This window comes from Pseudonocardia oceanicola, assembly GCF_047200735.1.
In the GTDB taxonomy this organism is placed as follows: domain Bacteria; phylum Actinomycetota; class Actinomycetes; order Mycobacteriales; family Pseudonocardiaceae; genus Pseudonocardia.
This window is the reverse complement of the sequence record NZ_JBJZON010000008.1, coordinates 185,250-197,938: the sequence shown is the minus strand read 5'-3', so window position 1 is coordinate 197,938 and position 12,689 is coordinate 185,250. Positions and strand designations below refer to the sequence as shown.

Genomic DNA, 12,689 nt, shown 5'->3' with positions numbered 1-12,689 from the left:
GACCGACGAGGACGGGCACGGCAGCGGGGACGGCCGCGGCGGCTGCCGGGGACACGGCGGCGGCCGCGGCCGCCCGACGGGCGCCGGCCGGGCCCGCCGTCGACCCGGGCGAGGCCGCGGAGGGGCGCCGGCACGCCCCGTCCGGCATCGAGGTCGCTCTGGTCAGCGGCCTGTCCGGGGCGGGCCGCAGCACCGCCGCGAAGGTGTTGGAGGACCTCGGCTGGTTCGTGGTGGACAACCTGCCGCCCGAGCTGATCGAGACGATGGTCGACCTGGGGGCGCGCTCCAGCGGCGAGGTCACCCGGATCGCGGTCGTCATGGACGTCCGGAGCCGGGCGTTCACCCGGGACCTGAGCGCGGTGATCCGGGACCTCGACGCGCGCGGCTACAAGCCCCGGCTGCTGTTCCTCGAGGCGTCGGACGCGGTGCTGGTGCGCCGGTTCGAGCAGAACCGCCGCAGCCACCCGCTGCAGGGCGCGGGCCGGCTGGTCGACGGCATCACGGCCGAACGCGAGCTGCTGCGCCCGCTGAGGGAGAACGCCGACCTGCTGGTCGACACCTCCACCCTGTCGGTGCACCAGCTGCGCTCCCGGATCGAGCGCGGCTTCGAGACCGGCGCCCCCGAGCCGACCCGGGTGAACTTCCTGTCCTTCGGCTACAAGTACGGCCTTCCGATGGACTCCGACCTCGTCGTGGACATGCGGTTCCTGCCGAACCCGCACTGGATCCCGGAGCTGCGCGAGCACACCGGCCGGGACACCGACGTCCGCGACTACGTGCTGTCGCAGGAGGGCGCCGAGGAGTTCCTGCGCCGTTACGTCGAGCTGCTGACGCTGATGGGGGCCGGCTACCGCCGCGAGGGCAAGCGGTACCTGGCGGTGTCGGTGGGCTGCACCGGCGGCAAGCACCGCAGCGTGGCCATCAGCGAGGAGCTGGCCCGCCGGCTGGCCGGCGCCGAGGGGGTGGCGGTGAGCGTGACGCACCGCGACCTGGGTCGCGAGTGACCGGCCCGGCGCCGCGGGTGCCCGACCCGCGCGGCAACGGCGGACCCACCGGCCTGCGCGCCGTCGCGCTCGGCGGCGGCCACGGGCTGTCGGCGACGCTGTCCGCGTTGCGCCTGCTGCCCGAGGTCGCCGACGTCACCGCCGTGGTCACCGTGGCCGACGACGGCGGCTCGTCGGGACGGATCCGCCGCGAGCTGGGCGGCCTGCTGCCGCCCGGCGACCTGCGGATGGCCCTGGCCGCGCTCGCCGCGGAGGACGACGGCGGCCGCCGCTGGGCCGAGCTCGTCCAGCACCGCTTCGGCGGCACCGGCGCGCTGGCCGGGCACGCCGTCGGCAACCTGCTGCTGGCCGGGCTGATGGAGACCCTGGGCGACCCGGTCGAGGCGCTCGACGAGGTCTGCCGGCTGCTCGGCGTGCGCGGCCGCGTGCTGCCGATGAGCCGGGTGCCGCTGGACATGGAGGCCGAGGTCTCCGGGCTGGACGAGACCGACCCGGCGCGCAGGCACCGGATCCGGGGCCAGGTCGCGGTGGCGTCGACCCCCGGCCGGGTCGAGCGGGTACGGCTCCACCCGGACCGGCCGCCGGCCTGCGAGCAGGCGGTGGAGGCGGTCCGGGCGGCCGATCTGGTGCTGCTCGGGCCGGGCTCGTGGTTCACCAGCGTGCTGCCGCACCTGCTGGTCCCGGCGCTGCGCGAGGCCCTGCACGACACGGCGGCCCGGCGGGTCGTGGTGCTCAACCTCGCGCCGGAGCCGGGCGAGACCGCGGACTTCTCCCCGGAGCAGCACCTCGCGGTGCTCACGGCGCACGCACCCGAGCTCCGGGTCGACGCCGTGCTGGCCGACACGGAGGCCGTGGCGGTACCCCATCGGCTGCGCCGGGCGGCACGGGCGATGATGGGACCCGGCGGCCGGGTGCATCTCGCCCCGGTCGCGGCGGAGGACCCGCTCGTGCCGCGGCACGAGCCGGCGGCGCTGGCGGCGGCGTTGCGGGAGGTCCTGGCGGCGTCCGCACCGATGCCCGCCGGGCGGCGGGCATGAGGGGGCAGGCGCACGCGCGGGGCGTGCGGACGGCACGGAGGGGGAGGCGCACGGTATGGCGATGACCGCGGCGGTGAAGGACGAGCTCAGCAGGCTCACCGTGACCAAGCCCTCGTGCCGGCGGGCGGAGGTCGCGTCGCTGCTCCGGTTCGCCGGCGGTCTGCACATCGTCGGCGGCCGCGTGGTGATCGAGGCCGAGGTCGACACCGGCTCCGTCGCGCGCCGGCTCCGCAAGGAGATCCACGACCTCTACGGCCACCAGGTCGAGGCGCACGTCATCACCGCCGGCGGGCTGCGCCGCGGCAACCGGTACGTGATCCGCGTGGTGCGCGACGGCGAGGGCCTGGCCCGGCAGACCGGGCTGCTCGACCAGCGCGGCCGGCCGGTGCGCGGGCTGCCGCCCGCCGTCGTCTCCGGGGACCTGGACGACGCCGAGGCGGCCTGGCGGGGCGCGTTCCTCGCGCACGGCTCGCTCACCGAGCCCGGCCGCAGCTCCGCGCTGGAGGTGACCTGCCCCGGCCCGGAGGCCGCGCTCGCGCTGGTCGGATCGGCGCGCCGGCTCGGGGTCACGGCGAAGGCGCGGGAGGTGCGGGGGGCGGACCGGGTCGTCGTCCGGGACGGGGACGCGATCGGCGCCCTGCTGACCCGGATGGGCGCCCACGAGTCGGTCATGGCCTGGGAGGAGCGGCGGATGCGCCGCGAGGTCCGGGCCACCGCCAACCGGCTCGCCAACTTCGACGACGCCAACCTGCGCCGCTCGGCCCGCGCCGCGGTGGCCGCGGCGGCCCGGGTGAAGCGCGCGCTGGAGATCCTCGGCGACGACGTGCCGGACCACCTGCTCGCCGCGGGCAGGCTGCGCGCCGAGCACACCCAGGCGTCGCTGGAGGAGCTCGGCCAGCTCGCCGACCCGCCCATGACGAAGGACGCCGTCGCGGGCCGGATCCGCCGGCTGCTGCACATGGCCGACAAGCGCGCCGCCGACCTGGGCATCCCGGACACCGAGTCGGCGGTCACTCCCGACATGCTCGAGGACGCGTGACCCACGACGCACCCACGTGCGCATCGACCTGCGCAGATGCCGCACAGGTCACGCCCGCGGGGCCCCTGTGAAGGGCGGCCGATGCCGCTAGGGTTGCCCCGATCCCCAAGACGACACCAGTGGAGGTTCGTGTGACGGTCCGGGTAGGCGTGAACGGCTTCGGCCGCATCGGCCGCAACTTCTGGCGGGCGGTGGACGCCCAGCGCGCCGCCGGCACGAGCGACATCGAGATCGTGGCGGTGAACGACATCACCGACAACGCGACTCTGGCGCACCTGCTGAAGTACGACTCGATCCTCGGCAGGCTGCCGTACGAGGTCTCCTCCACCGACGAGGAGATCGTCGTCGACGGCAAGGGCTTCAAGGGCCTCGCGGTCCGCGACCCCGCCGAGCTGCCGTGGAAGGACCTCGGCGTCGACGTCGTGGTCGAGTCCACCGGCCTGTTCACCAAGCGCGAGGCGGCGGCCAAGCACCTCGACGCGGGCGCCAAGAAGGTCGTCATCTCCGCGCCGGCCACCGGCGAGGACATCACGATCGTCAAGGGCGTCAACGACGACCAGTACGACGGCAGCCAGACCATCGTCTCGAACGCGTCGTGCACCACCAACTGCCTCGCGCCGCTGGCCAAGGTGCTCGACGACCTGCTCGGGATCGAGAAGGGTCTGATGACCACGATCCACGCGTACACGCAGGACCAGAACCTGCAGGACGGCCCGCACAAGGACCTGCGCCGCGCCCGGGCCGCCGCGCTGAACATCGTGCCCACCTCGACCGGCGCCGCGAAGGCGATCTCGCTGGTCCTGCCGCACCTCAAGGGCAAGCTCGACGGCTACGCCCTGCGCGTGCCGATCCCCACGGGCTCGGCCACCGACCTCACGGTCGAGGTGCGCAAGGAGGCCACCGCCGAGGAGATCAACGCGGCGTTCAAGGCCGCGGCCGAGGGCCCGCTCGAGGGCGTCCTCAAGTACACCGAGGACCCGATCGTGTCGTCGGACATCGTGACCGACCCGCACTCCACGATCTTCGACGCCGGCCTGACCAAGGTCATCGGCAACCAGGTCAAGGTCGTCGGCTGGTACGACAACGAGTGGGGCTACTCGAACCGGCTCGCCGACATCACCGCGCTGGTGGCGTCGAAGCTGTGAAGACGGTCTCCGACCTCGTCGACGAGGGGATCGCCGGGCAGACCGTGCTGGTGCGCTCGGACCTCAACGTCCCGCTCGACGGCGAGACCATCACGGACGACGGGCGCATCCGCGCGTCCGTGCCCACGATCTCCGAGCTCTCGGGGGCCATGGCGAAGGTCGTCGTCACGGCGCACCTCGGCAGGCCGAAGAGCGCCGCGGACACGCAGTTCTCGCTGGCGCCCGTCGCCGCTCGGCTCGCCGAGCTGCTCGGGGCGCCGGTCAAGCTGGTCCCGCTCGCGGGCCCGCTGCCGAACCTGCACGACGGCGACGTGGTCCTGCTGGAGAACATCCGCTTCGACCCGCGCGAGACCTCGAAGAACGACGACGAGCGGGCCGCGTTCGCGAAGCACCTGATCGACCTGACCGACGCGGACGCGTTCGTCAGCGACGGGTTCGGCGTGGTGCACCGCAAGCAGGCCTCGGTGTACGACGTCGCGCAGGACCTCCCGGCCTACGCCGGTGGGCTGGTCCTGTCCGAGGTCGAGGTGCTGAGGACGTTGACCGGCGAGCCGGAGCGGCCGTACGCGGTCGTGCTCGGCGGGTCGAAGGTGTCGGACAAGCTGGCCGTGATCGAGGCGCTGCTGCCGAAGGTCGACTCGCTGCTGGTCGGCGGCGGGATGTGCTTCACCTTCCTCGCCGCGCAGGGCTACGGCGTCGGCTCGTCACTGCTCGAGTCGGACCAGATCGACACGTCCCGGACGCTCCTGGAGTCCGGGAAGATCGTCCTGCCCACGGACGTGGTGGTCGCGGACGGGTTCGCCGCCGACGCCGCGACCAGGACGGTCCCGGTCGACGCGATCGAGGACGGCTGGATGGGCCTGGACATCGGGCCGGAGTCGGTGCGGGCGTTCGCCGAGGTGCTGTCCGGGGCGAGGACGGTGTTCTGGAACGGGCCGATGGGCGTGTTCGAGATGGCGCCGTTCGCCGAGGGGACCCGCGGGGTGGCGCAGGCGATCGTGGACGGCACCGCGGCCGGTGCCTTCTCGGTCGTCGGCGGCGGGGACTCCGCGGCGGCCGTGCGCGCGCTCGGCCTGCCCGAGGACGGGTTCTCCCACATCTCCACCGGTGGCGGGGCGTCCCTCGAGTTCCTCGAGGGCAAGTCCCTGCCCGGCGTCGCGGTCCTGGAGCGGTAGATGGCACGCACGGTCCTCATCGCCGGCAACTGGAAGATGAACCTCAACCACCTCGAGGCCATCGGCCTGGTGCAGAAGATCGCCTTCGCGCTGCCGGAGAAGTACTACGACCACGTCGACGTGGCGGTGATCCCGCCGTTCACCGACATCCGCAGCGTGCAGACCCTGATCGACGGGGACAAGCTCAAGCTCGTCCACGGTGCGCAGGACCTCTCGCCGCACGACTCGGGGGCCTACACCGGCGACGTGTCGGGCCCGATGCTCGCCAAGCTCGGCTGCACCTACGTCGTGGTCGGGCACTCGGAGCGGCGCGAGATCCACGGCGAGGACGACGGCGTGGTCAACGCCAAGGTCCGCGCGGCGCTCAAGCACGGCCTGCAGCCGATCCTCTGCGTCGGCGAGGGCCTCGACGTCCGCGAGTCCGGCGCGCAGGTCGCGCACTGCACCGCGCAGCTGGCGGCGGCGCTGGAGAAGGTCACGGCCGAGCAGATGGCGTCGGTCGTCGTGGCCTACGAGCCCGTGTGGGCGATCGGCACCGGCAAGGTGGCCAGCCCCGCCGACGCGCAGGAGGTCTGTCACGCGCTGCGCGAGGCGGTCCGCGAGAAGTACGGCGATCCGGTCGCCGGCGCGCTGCGCATCCTCTACGGCGGCTCGGTGAAGGCGAAGAACGTCGGCGAGATCGTGGCCGAGGAGGACGTCGACGGCGCGCTCGTCGGCGGCGCCTCGCTCGACGCTGACGAGTTCGCCCAGCTCTGCGCGATCGCCGCGGGCGGCCCGCTGCCGTAGCGCTGCCCATCGCACCAACGGCACTCTCGTGCGGACCTACCGCACGAGAGTGCCGTTGGTGCATTCCGGGGCGTTCGTGACGGTCGAGGGCAGGCCGAGGGAACCCCCGCCGCGAGGTGTCCGTTGGACGGGTGGTGGGGTGCGCCGGACGGTCCGGTAACGCAGCGCCCACCCGCGGCGACCCACGGAACACGGCCCGGGGCGAGCGGGCGAGCGGGGCCGGTTACAGTGGACACCCTTGCCGGGCTTCGAGAGGGCGGATGAGAACGGGATGATCCTGGCGCTCCAGATCGTGCTGATCGTGTCCAGCGTCGTGCTGGTGCTGCTGATCCTGCTGCACCGCGGGCGCGGGGGCGGGCTGTCCAGCCTCTTCGGCGGTGGTGTGCAGTCGAGCCTGTCGGGATCGAGTGTCGTCGAGAAGAACCTGGACCGGCTGACGCTGTTCACCGCGGCGATCTGGCTGGTCGCCATCATCGGGACCGGCCTGCTCGTCAAGGTCGGGGCCTGACCCAACACGCTGCAGTCACGTCCCGCACCACCGGGGCGTCGAGCGGAGGAGAACACCATGGCGATGTCCGGCGGCAACGCGATCCGCGGCACCCGGGTCGGGGCCGGTCCGACGGGCGAGTCCGAGCGCGGGGAGACCGCGCCGCGGGCCCGGATCCCGTACTTCTGCGCCAATGGTCACGAGACGCGGCCGTCGTTCGCCGCCGAGGCGGAGATCCCCGAGTTCTGGGACTGCCCGCGTTGCGGCCTGCCGGCCGGCCGCGAGCAGTCCGCGCCGCCCGCCGCGCCGCGCAACGAGCCCTACAAGACGCACCTCGCGTACGTGAAGGAGCGCCGCTCGGACGAGGACGGCGCCGCCATCCTCGAGGAGGCCCTGGCACGGCTGCGCGCCTCGCGCGAGCTCTGAGCCCCGCCCGCCGGCCCCGCGCACCCCTCGGTTCGCGGGGCCGGCGGCGTTCTCGGGAGGCTCAGCCGGTCCCGCTGCCCCAGATGTCCTCGAGGAACCGGTCGGCGGCGCGCAGCCCGGCCAGCCACGCGTCCGCGTCGGCCTCGGACGCGCCCGTCCTGTCCCGGAACACCTGTCGCAGCGCCGCCCGCACCCCGGGTGCGATGGTCGACGCGTTCCCGCAGACGAACACCGCCGCCCCCTGCTGGAGCAGCTCCCACACCTCGTCGGCGTGCTCGAGCATCGCCTCCTGCACGTACCGGCGCGGCCGGTCCGCGCACCGCGAGTACGCCGGCACGACGTGCACCAGGCCACGGTCCTCGAGCACGCGCAGCTCGTCGGCGTAGAGCTCGTCGGACTCCGGGCTGCGGCAGCCGAAGAACAGCAGGGACCGTGCCACGCTCCGGCCCTCGGCCTGGTCGGCCGCCCGGTCCTGCAGGAACCCGCGGAAGGGCGCGAGCCCGGTCCCGGCCCCGACCATGATCATCGGGATCCCGGGGTCGACCGGCGGGCGGAAGGCGATCGTCGGCTTGCGCACGAACACGAACGCCGTGCCCTTCGTGGGCAGCTCGGCCAGGTGGGTCGAGCAGGTCCCGCGGTAGGTCCCGGAGCCGGACCGGGCGGGGCCCCGCACGACGCCGACCGTGATGCTGCAGGTCCCGCCGTCCCACCGCGGCGACGACGAGATCGAGTAGTACCGCGGCCGCAGCGGCGGCAGCATGTCGAGGAACTCGGCGAAGGGCAGGGCACACGACGGGAAGGCCTCGAGCAGGTCGAGCACCGAGCGGTACGGCGCGGCGACCCCCGCCCGGTACCCGTCGCCGGCGAGTTCCGTCAGCTCCGCCCGGGCAGCCGGGTCCTCGGTGTACCGGGCGAGCGTCTCGATGTCCCCGCGCGTCGCCACGTCCTGCAGCTCCACGCACGTGGCCAGCACACCCAGCAGGGGGGCGGGCTCGTCGATCGGCAGGTGCGTCGGCGCCGTGCCGGTCGGGATGATCGTGGCGTACTGCGCCCCGTCCAGGCCGAAGCGCGCGAGCACGCGGCGGATCGGGTCGATCCCGTTGCGGGGCAGCACGCCGAGATGGTCGCCCGCCCCGTAGGTGGCTCCCTCGGGCAGGGCGATCTCGAGGTGGCGCGTCGACCGCTCCGCCGGCTTGCCGTCCTGCCCGAGGATCATCTCGCGGTTGGCCGTGATCCGGCCGGGACGGGCGTGGTAGGAGAGGACGACCGGGTTGGTCGCCTGCCGGTTCGTGAGCGTGACCGTCAGCCGGGGGCCCTGCCGCAGCTCCGCGCCCACCTCGTCGGGCAGGTCGAGGGCGCGGGCGAGATCGGCCCACACACCCGCGTGCCAGTCCCGGTAGGCGGCGTCGAAGTCGCCGCTGGCGTCGCCGCCGCCGCGCGGATGGACGCGCCGCCCGCCGGCCGCGGCGAGCCCCTCGTCCAGCCGGGTCGGCACGGCCTGGTAGGTCCCGGCCCACTCGCTGTCGCCGCAGCCGAACACCGCGTACGCCGTGCCGGGGACCCGGGCGTCGGGCCCGCCGAGCCAGGCGCAGAACTTCGCCGCGTTGTCGGGCGGGGTGCCGTTGTACGACGAGCTGACGACGATCGCGGCCCCCTGCGCCGGCAGCTCGCCGACCTGCTCGTCGAGCGGGGCGAGGGTCACGTCGAAGCCGCGCGCGGTGCCCTCGCCGGCGAGCGTCGTGGCCAGGGCCTCCGCGGTGCCGAGGTTGGAACCGAACAGCACCGCCAACGGGGTGGCGTGCCGCGCCACCAGCGGTTCGGGCGCCGCGGCGGGCACGGCCTCGCGGGCCGCGGTGGTGCCGGTCTCGCCGGCGACGGGCCCGGCGCGCAGGGTGCGGCCCCGCGGGCGGACCTGGATGCGGAAGTCGTCGGGTTTCACGGTCAGCGTGGTCTTCACGTGCAGCTGGTAGTCCAGGTGGTCGATCAGCTCGAACCGCTGCAGCACCATGCCGAGCACGAGGGTCGCCTCCTGCAGCGCGAACTGCCGTCCGATGCAGGCGCGCTGGCCGGTGCCGAACGGTTTGTAGACGTCGCCCGGCAGCGCGGCGACCTTCTCCGCCGCCATCCGGTCGGGGTCGAAGCGCTCCGGGTCCTCCCACACCGCGGTGTCCCGGTGCAGCGCGCCGGCGAGCACGGTGACCGGCGTGCCGGCGGGGATCGCGTAGCGGCCGCCGATCACGGTGTCCTCGCGGGGTGCGCGGGTGAAGCCGGGCGCGGTGGGCCACAGCCGCAGCGTCTCGTCGAGCACCTGGCGCACGTACCGGAGCCGGCCGACCTGCTCGAAGGTGGGGGCGGCGTCGTCGCCGAGGACCTGGTCGACCTCCGCCCGGGCGCGGTCCAGCACGTCGGGATTCTTGACCAGCGCGTAGATCGCGAAGGAGAGCAGGCCGGAGGTGGTCTCGTGGCCGGCGATCAGGAAGGTGATGCACTGCGCGCGGATGTTCTCGTCCGGCAGCGACTCGCCGTCCCGGGTCCGCCCGGCCACCATCCGGCCGAGCAGGTCGCTGGTGTCCGCGGCCTCGCCCTGGGCCCGGCGCTCGCGCACCAGCCCGTCGACGAGGTCCACCATGAACTCCTGGTCCTCCTCGAGCTGCCGCTGCGCACGCACGCGCATCCGGTTCTGGATCGGGAGCCGGCGCTGCCGGTTCTGCGCCTCCTCGAGCACCCGGGTCATGGCCTGCACGAAGGGGTGCGGGGTGTCGCGGTAGAACGAGTTGAACCGGTAGCCGAACCCGCACAGCGCGATGGTGTCCAGGGTCAGCCGCGTCATGTCCGCCGGGACGTCGACCTCCTCGCCCGGGTTCAGCCGGGCCCACTTCTCCATCAGCTGCTCGGCGATGTCGACCATGCGGGGCACGTAGTCCCGCATCGCCCGCATCGAGAAGGGCGCCATGAGGATCTCGTGGGCGCGGTGCCAGAGCGGGTCGTCGGTGTCGGCGGTGAACAGCCCGCTGCCGACCGCACCCCCGCGCAGGTTCGCCAGCCCACCTCCGATGGCCTTGTCGAACCGGGAGTCGTCGCAGACCTCGGCCGCGAGCTCGGCACCCGAGAGGATCAGCCGCGGTCCACCCGGGAGGCTGAGCCGGTAGAGCGGGCCGTACTCCCCGGCCATCCGCGCGAAGCCGTCGAGCGGCGCCGTGCTGTCGATGTCGAAGAGATTGCCGAGCAGGGGCAGCCCGGGCGGGCCGGGCAGCTCGTCGATCCCGACGATCCCGCCGTCACCCCGGCTCGCGGGCGCGTCTGTGCTCGTCATCCGTGTCCTCCTTCGTGGGGCCGTCCACCCGGCGGGGGCGGCGCACCAGGAGCAGGACGCTCAGCACGAGCACCCAGCCGGGGAACACCAGTAGGACCGCGGGATGGAAGGTGGTGCTGACCAGCAGGAACGTCGCTGCCAGGTAGGAGACGACGGCGAGCGGGCGCGGGAGCTCGCGGCCGAGACCGGTCGTCGTGGTGATCATGAACATGCCGGCGGCCCGGACCCCGTAGACGAAGACCATGGTGAAGCCGACCGTCATGAGGGTGCGCACGACGTCCGGCGGCGGGGGTGGTGCCGAGGAGAAGCGGGTGAGCAGTGCGGCGCCGCCCGCGGTGGCGGTGCCGGTGAACAGGAGGCAGACGAAGATCACGCCCGACGCGAGGTGCAGCCAGTGCGGGATGCGGGCCCAGGACCGGGGCGCGAGCACCTGCAGGTACGTCCGCGTCGCCACCAGGTGCCACAGGAACGCGATCCCGGCGAAGGGGACCACGTAGAGGCCCAGCGCGACGAGCAGCGACGCCTGCCCCGAGGAGAAGAACGCCTCGTAGGCCGAGTCCGGGTCGTCGAGCGCGGGGCCCTGGCGGACCAGGACGAGCGCCGCGACCGCGAGGACGGCGAAGAGGATGCCGGACCCTCCCGCCGCCCGGGCCAGCGCGGCGACCTCCGCGGGGCCCGGCGCGCCGGGGTACGGCCCCCGGGTGGACGGCGGGTCGGGACGGGCCGGTGCGGGCATGGGCGTCTCCGGCGGCGGCGCGTCGGGGCCCCGGCCGGGCACGCCGCCCGGTCGGCCGCCACGACCGCGCGGCCCTGCTGTGCGGGCGATGCTTGGCCCCGGCGGTCGGTGGGGTCAAGGACCGGAGGTCCCGATTCCGCCGGGCGGGGTGACCGCCGCCCCCGTAGGCACGTGCGTACGCAGGTGCCTCCGGGGGAGGCGGAGGGCCCTTCCTGGGCGGCGGGGGGATCGCTAGCCTCCGCGCCATGAGCCGCTGGACGCTGCCTCCCGACAGGATCCCGAGCGCGTGGTTCAACGTGGTGCCGCACCTGCCGGAGCCCGTGGACCCGCCGCTGCACCCGGGTACGCGCGAGCCCGTCGGCCCCGCGGACCTGGCCCCGCTGTTCCCGGCGGAGCTGATCGGCCAGGAGGTCTCGACGGCGCCGTGGGTGGACGTCCCGGGCGAGGTCCTGGACATCCTGCGGCTCTGGCGGCCGACCCCGCTCGTGCGGGCGGAGCGGCTGGAGCGCGCCCTCGGCACCCCGGCCCGAATCTACTTCAAGGACGAGTCGGTCTCCCCGGCCGGCAGCCACAAGCCCAACACCGCCGTGCCCCAGGCGTACTACAACGCCCGCGAGGGCATCCGCCGGCTCACCACCGAGACCGGCGCCGGGCAGTGGGGGACCGCGCTGGCCTTCGCCTGCGCCCAGTTCGACCTGGAGCTGCAGGTCTACATGGTGCGGGCCTCGTACGAGCAGAAGCCGTACCGCCGGGTGGCCATGCAGACCTGGGGCGCCTCGGTGGTGCCGTCGCCGGTCGACGAGCCGGGCCACCCCGGCTCCCTCGGCGCCGCCATCTCCGACGCCGTCCGGGACTGCGTCGGTCGCGAGGACACCCACTACGCGCTGGGCTCGGTGCTCAACCACGTGCTGCTGCACCAGACCGTGATCGGCCTGGAGGCCAAGGAGCAGCTGGAGCTGGCCGGGGAGCGGCTGCCCGACGTGGTCATCGCGCCGTGCGGCGGCGGGTCCAACCTCGGCGGGATCGCCTTCCCGTTCGTGCCCGACGCGGGGGTGCGGCTGGTGGCCGTCGAGCCGCTGTCCTGCCCCACCCTGACCCGGGGCACGTTCGAGTACGACTTCGGCGACGTGGCCGGGCTGACCCCGCTGATGCCGATGTACACCCTCGGCCACGACTTCGTCCCGCCGCCGATCCACGCCGGCGGGCTGCGCTACCACGGCGACTCACCGCTGGTGTCCGCGCTGGTCAAGGCGGGCCGGATGGAGGCGGTGGCCTACCCGCAGGGCAAGGTCTTCGAGGCCGCGGTGCAGTTCGCGCGGACCGAGGGCAAGATCGCCGCGCCCGAGGCCGGGCACGGGATCCGCGCGGCGATCGACGAGGCGCTGGCGGCGAAGGAGACCGGCGAGGAGAAGGTCATCCTCCTCAACTACTGCGGCCACGGCTTCCTCGACCTGTCCGCCTACGACGACCACCTGCACGGCCGGCTGCCCGACGAGCAGGGCTGACCGCCGTTCTCCGCCGCGGTACGGGGCTAACCTGGA

At 74.1% G+C, this 12,689-nt stretch carries 11 protein-coding genes; 9 read left to right on the top strand and 2 right to left on the bottom strand.

Annotated elements, in window-relative coordinates:
- Window positions 1–146: 146 nt before the first annotated feature.
- From rapZ to ACL02T_RS14545, 8 genes are all read left to right on the top strand, one after another.
- Complete coding sequence (rapZ, locus tag ACL02T_RS14580) at window positions 147–1,004, top strand: RNase adapter RapZ (RefSeq protein ID WP_412831295.1); 858 nt, start codon at window positions 147–149, stop codon at window positions 1,002–1,004.
- 53 nt (window positions 1,005–1,057) lie between these two features.
- The gene (locus ACL02T_RS14575; protein WP_412831294.1) at window positions 1,058–2,041 is read left to right on the top strand and encodes a gluconeogenesis factor YvcK family protein; all 984 of its coding nucleotides are present in this window, start codon (window positions 1,058–1,060) and stop codon (window positions 2,039–2,041) included.
- Window positions 2,042–2,096: 55 nt separating this feature from the next.
- Window positions 2,097–3,080, top strand: a complete 984-nt coding sequence (gene whiA / locus ACL02T_RS14570) for a DNA-binding protein WhiA (RefSeq protein ID WP_412831228.1) — start codon at window positions 2,097–2,099, stop codon at window positions 3,078–3,080.
- Window positions 3,081–3,211: 131 nt separating this feature from the next.
- A complete protein-coding gene (gene gap, locus ACL02T_RS14565; RefSeq protein ID WP_412831227.1) occupies window positions 3,212–4,225 on the top strand; it encodes a type I glyceraldehyde-3-phosphate dehydrogenase in 1,014 nt (337 codons plus the stop codon).
- Window positions 4,222–5,400 (top strand): phosphoglycerate kinase, encoded by a 1,179-nt coding sequence (locus ACL02T_RS14560; protein ID WP_412831226.1) that lies wholly within the window; start codon window positions 4,222–4,224, stop codon window positions 5,398–5,400. Before gap ends, ACL02T_RS14560 begins: the two co-directional genes overlap by 4 nt.
- Entirely contained in the window at window positions 5,401–6,186 is a 786-nt protein-coding gene (gene tpiA / locus ACL02T_RS14555) for a triose-phosphate isomerase (protein WP_412831225.1), read from the top strand.
- Between the two features lie 271 nt (window positions 6,187–6,457).
- Complete coding sequence (gene secG / locus ACL02T_RS14550; RefSeq protein WP_037038713.1) at window positions 6,458–6,694, top strand: preprotein translocase subunit SecG; 237 nt, start codon at window positions 6,458–6,460, stop codon at window positions 6,692–6,694.
- 63 nt (window positions 6,695–6,757) lie between these two features.
- The gene (locus ACL02T_RS14545; protein WP_412831293.1) at window positions 6,758–7,099 is read left to right on the top strand and encodes an RNA polymerase-binding protein RbpA; all 342 of its coding nucleotides are present in this window, start codon (window positions 6,758–6,760) and stop codon (window positions 7,097–7,099) included.
- Between the two features lie 61 nt (window positions 7,100–7,160).
- Here the strand turns inward: ACL02T_RS14545 and ACL02T_RS14540 are convergent, their stop codons facing one another.
- Together ACL02T_RS14540 and ACL02T_RS14535 are read right to left on the bottom strand one after the other, a co-directional pair.
- Window positions 7,161–10,412 carry a bifunctional cytochrome P450/NADPH--P450 reductase gene (locus ACL02T_RS14540; RefSeq protein WP_412831224.1) on the bottom strand — a complete coding sequence of 1,084 codons (3,252 nt, stop codon included), beginning with the start codon at window positions 10,410–10,412 and terminating at the stop codon, window positions 7,161–7,163.
- Window positions 10,378–11,148, bottom strand: coding sequence for a hypothetical protein (locus ACL02T_RS14535; protein ID WP_412831223.1), 771 nt, complete (start codon window positions 11,146–11,148; stop codon window positions 10,378–10,380). The genes ACL02T_RS14540 and ACL02T_RS14535 overlap by 35 nt, the downstream gene beginning before the upstream one ends.
- A gap of 245 nt (window positions 11,149–11,393) precedes the next feature.
- Here ACL02T_RS14535 and ACL02T_RS14530 point away from each other — a divergent pair, with 245 nt between their 5' ends.
- Window positions 11,394–12,653 (top strand): TrpB-like pyridoxal phosphate-dependent enzyme, encoded by a 1,260-nt coding sequence (locus ACL02T_RS14530; RefSeq protein WP_412831222.1) that lies wholly within the window; start codon window positions 11,394–11,396, stop codon window positions 12,651–12,653.
- Window positions 12,654–12,689 lie beyond the last annotated feature (36 nt).

What these genes read in the sequence shown, in the direction of transcription:
- secG (WP_037038713.1), top strand. Translation starts at nt 6,458, where the DNA reads ATGATCCTGGCGCTCCAGATCGTGCTGATCGTGTCCAGCGTCGTGCTG.
- ACL02T_RS14540 (WP_412831224.1), bottom strand. Translation starts at nt 10,412, where the DNA reads ATGACGAGCACAGACGCGCCCGCGAGCCGGGGTGACGGCGGGATCGTC.
- whiA (WP_412831228.1), top strand. Translation starts at nt 2,097, where the DNA reads ATGGCGATGACCGCGGCGGTGAAGGACGAGCTCAGCAGGCTCACCGTG.
- ACL02T_RS14545 (WP_412831293.1), top strand. Translation starts at nt 6,758, where the DNA reads ATGTCCGGCGGCAACGCGATCCGCGGCACCCGGGTCGGGGCCGGTCCG.
- tpiA (WP_412831225.1), top strand. Translation starts at nt 5,401, where the DNA reads ATGGCACGCACGGTCCTCATCGCCGGCAACTGGAAGATGAACCTCAAC.
- ACL02T_RS14535 (WP_412831223.1), bottom strand. Translation starts at nt 11,148, where the DNA reads ATGCCCGCACCGGCCCGTCCCGACCCGCCGTCCACCCGGGGGCCGTAC.
- ACL02T_RS14530 (WP_412831222.1), top strand. Translation starts at nt 11,394, where the DNA reads ATGAGCCGCTGGACGCTGCCTCCCGACAGGATCCCGAGCGCGTGGTTC.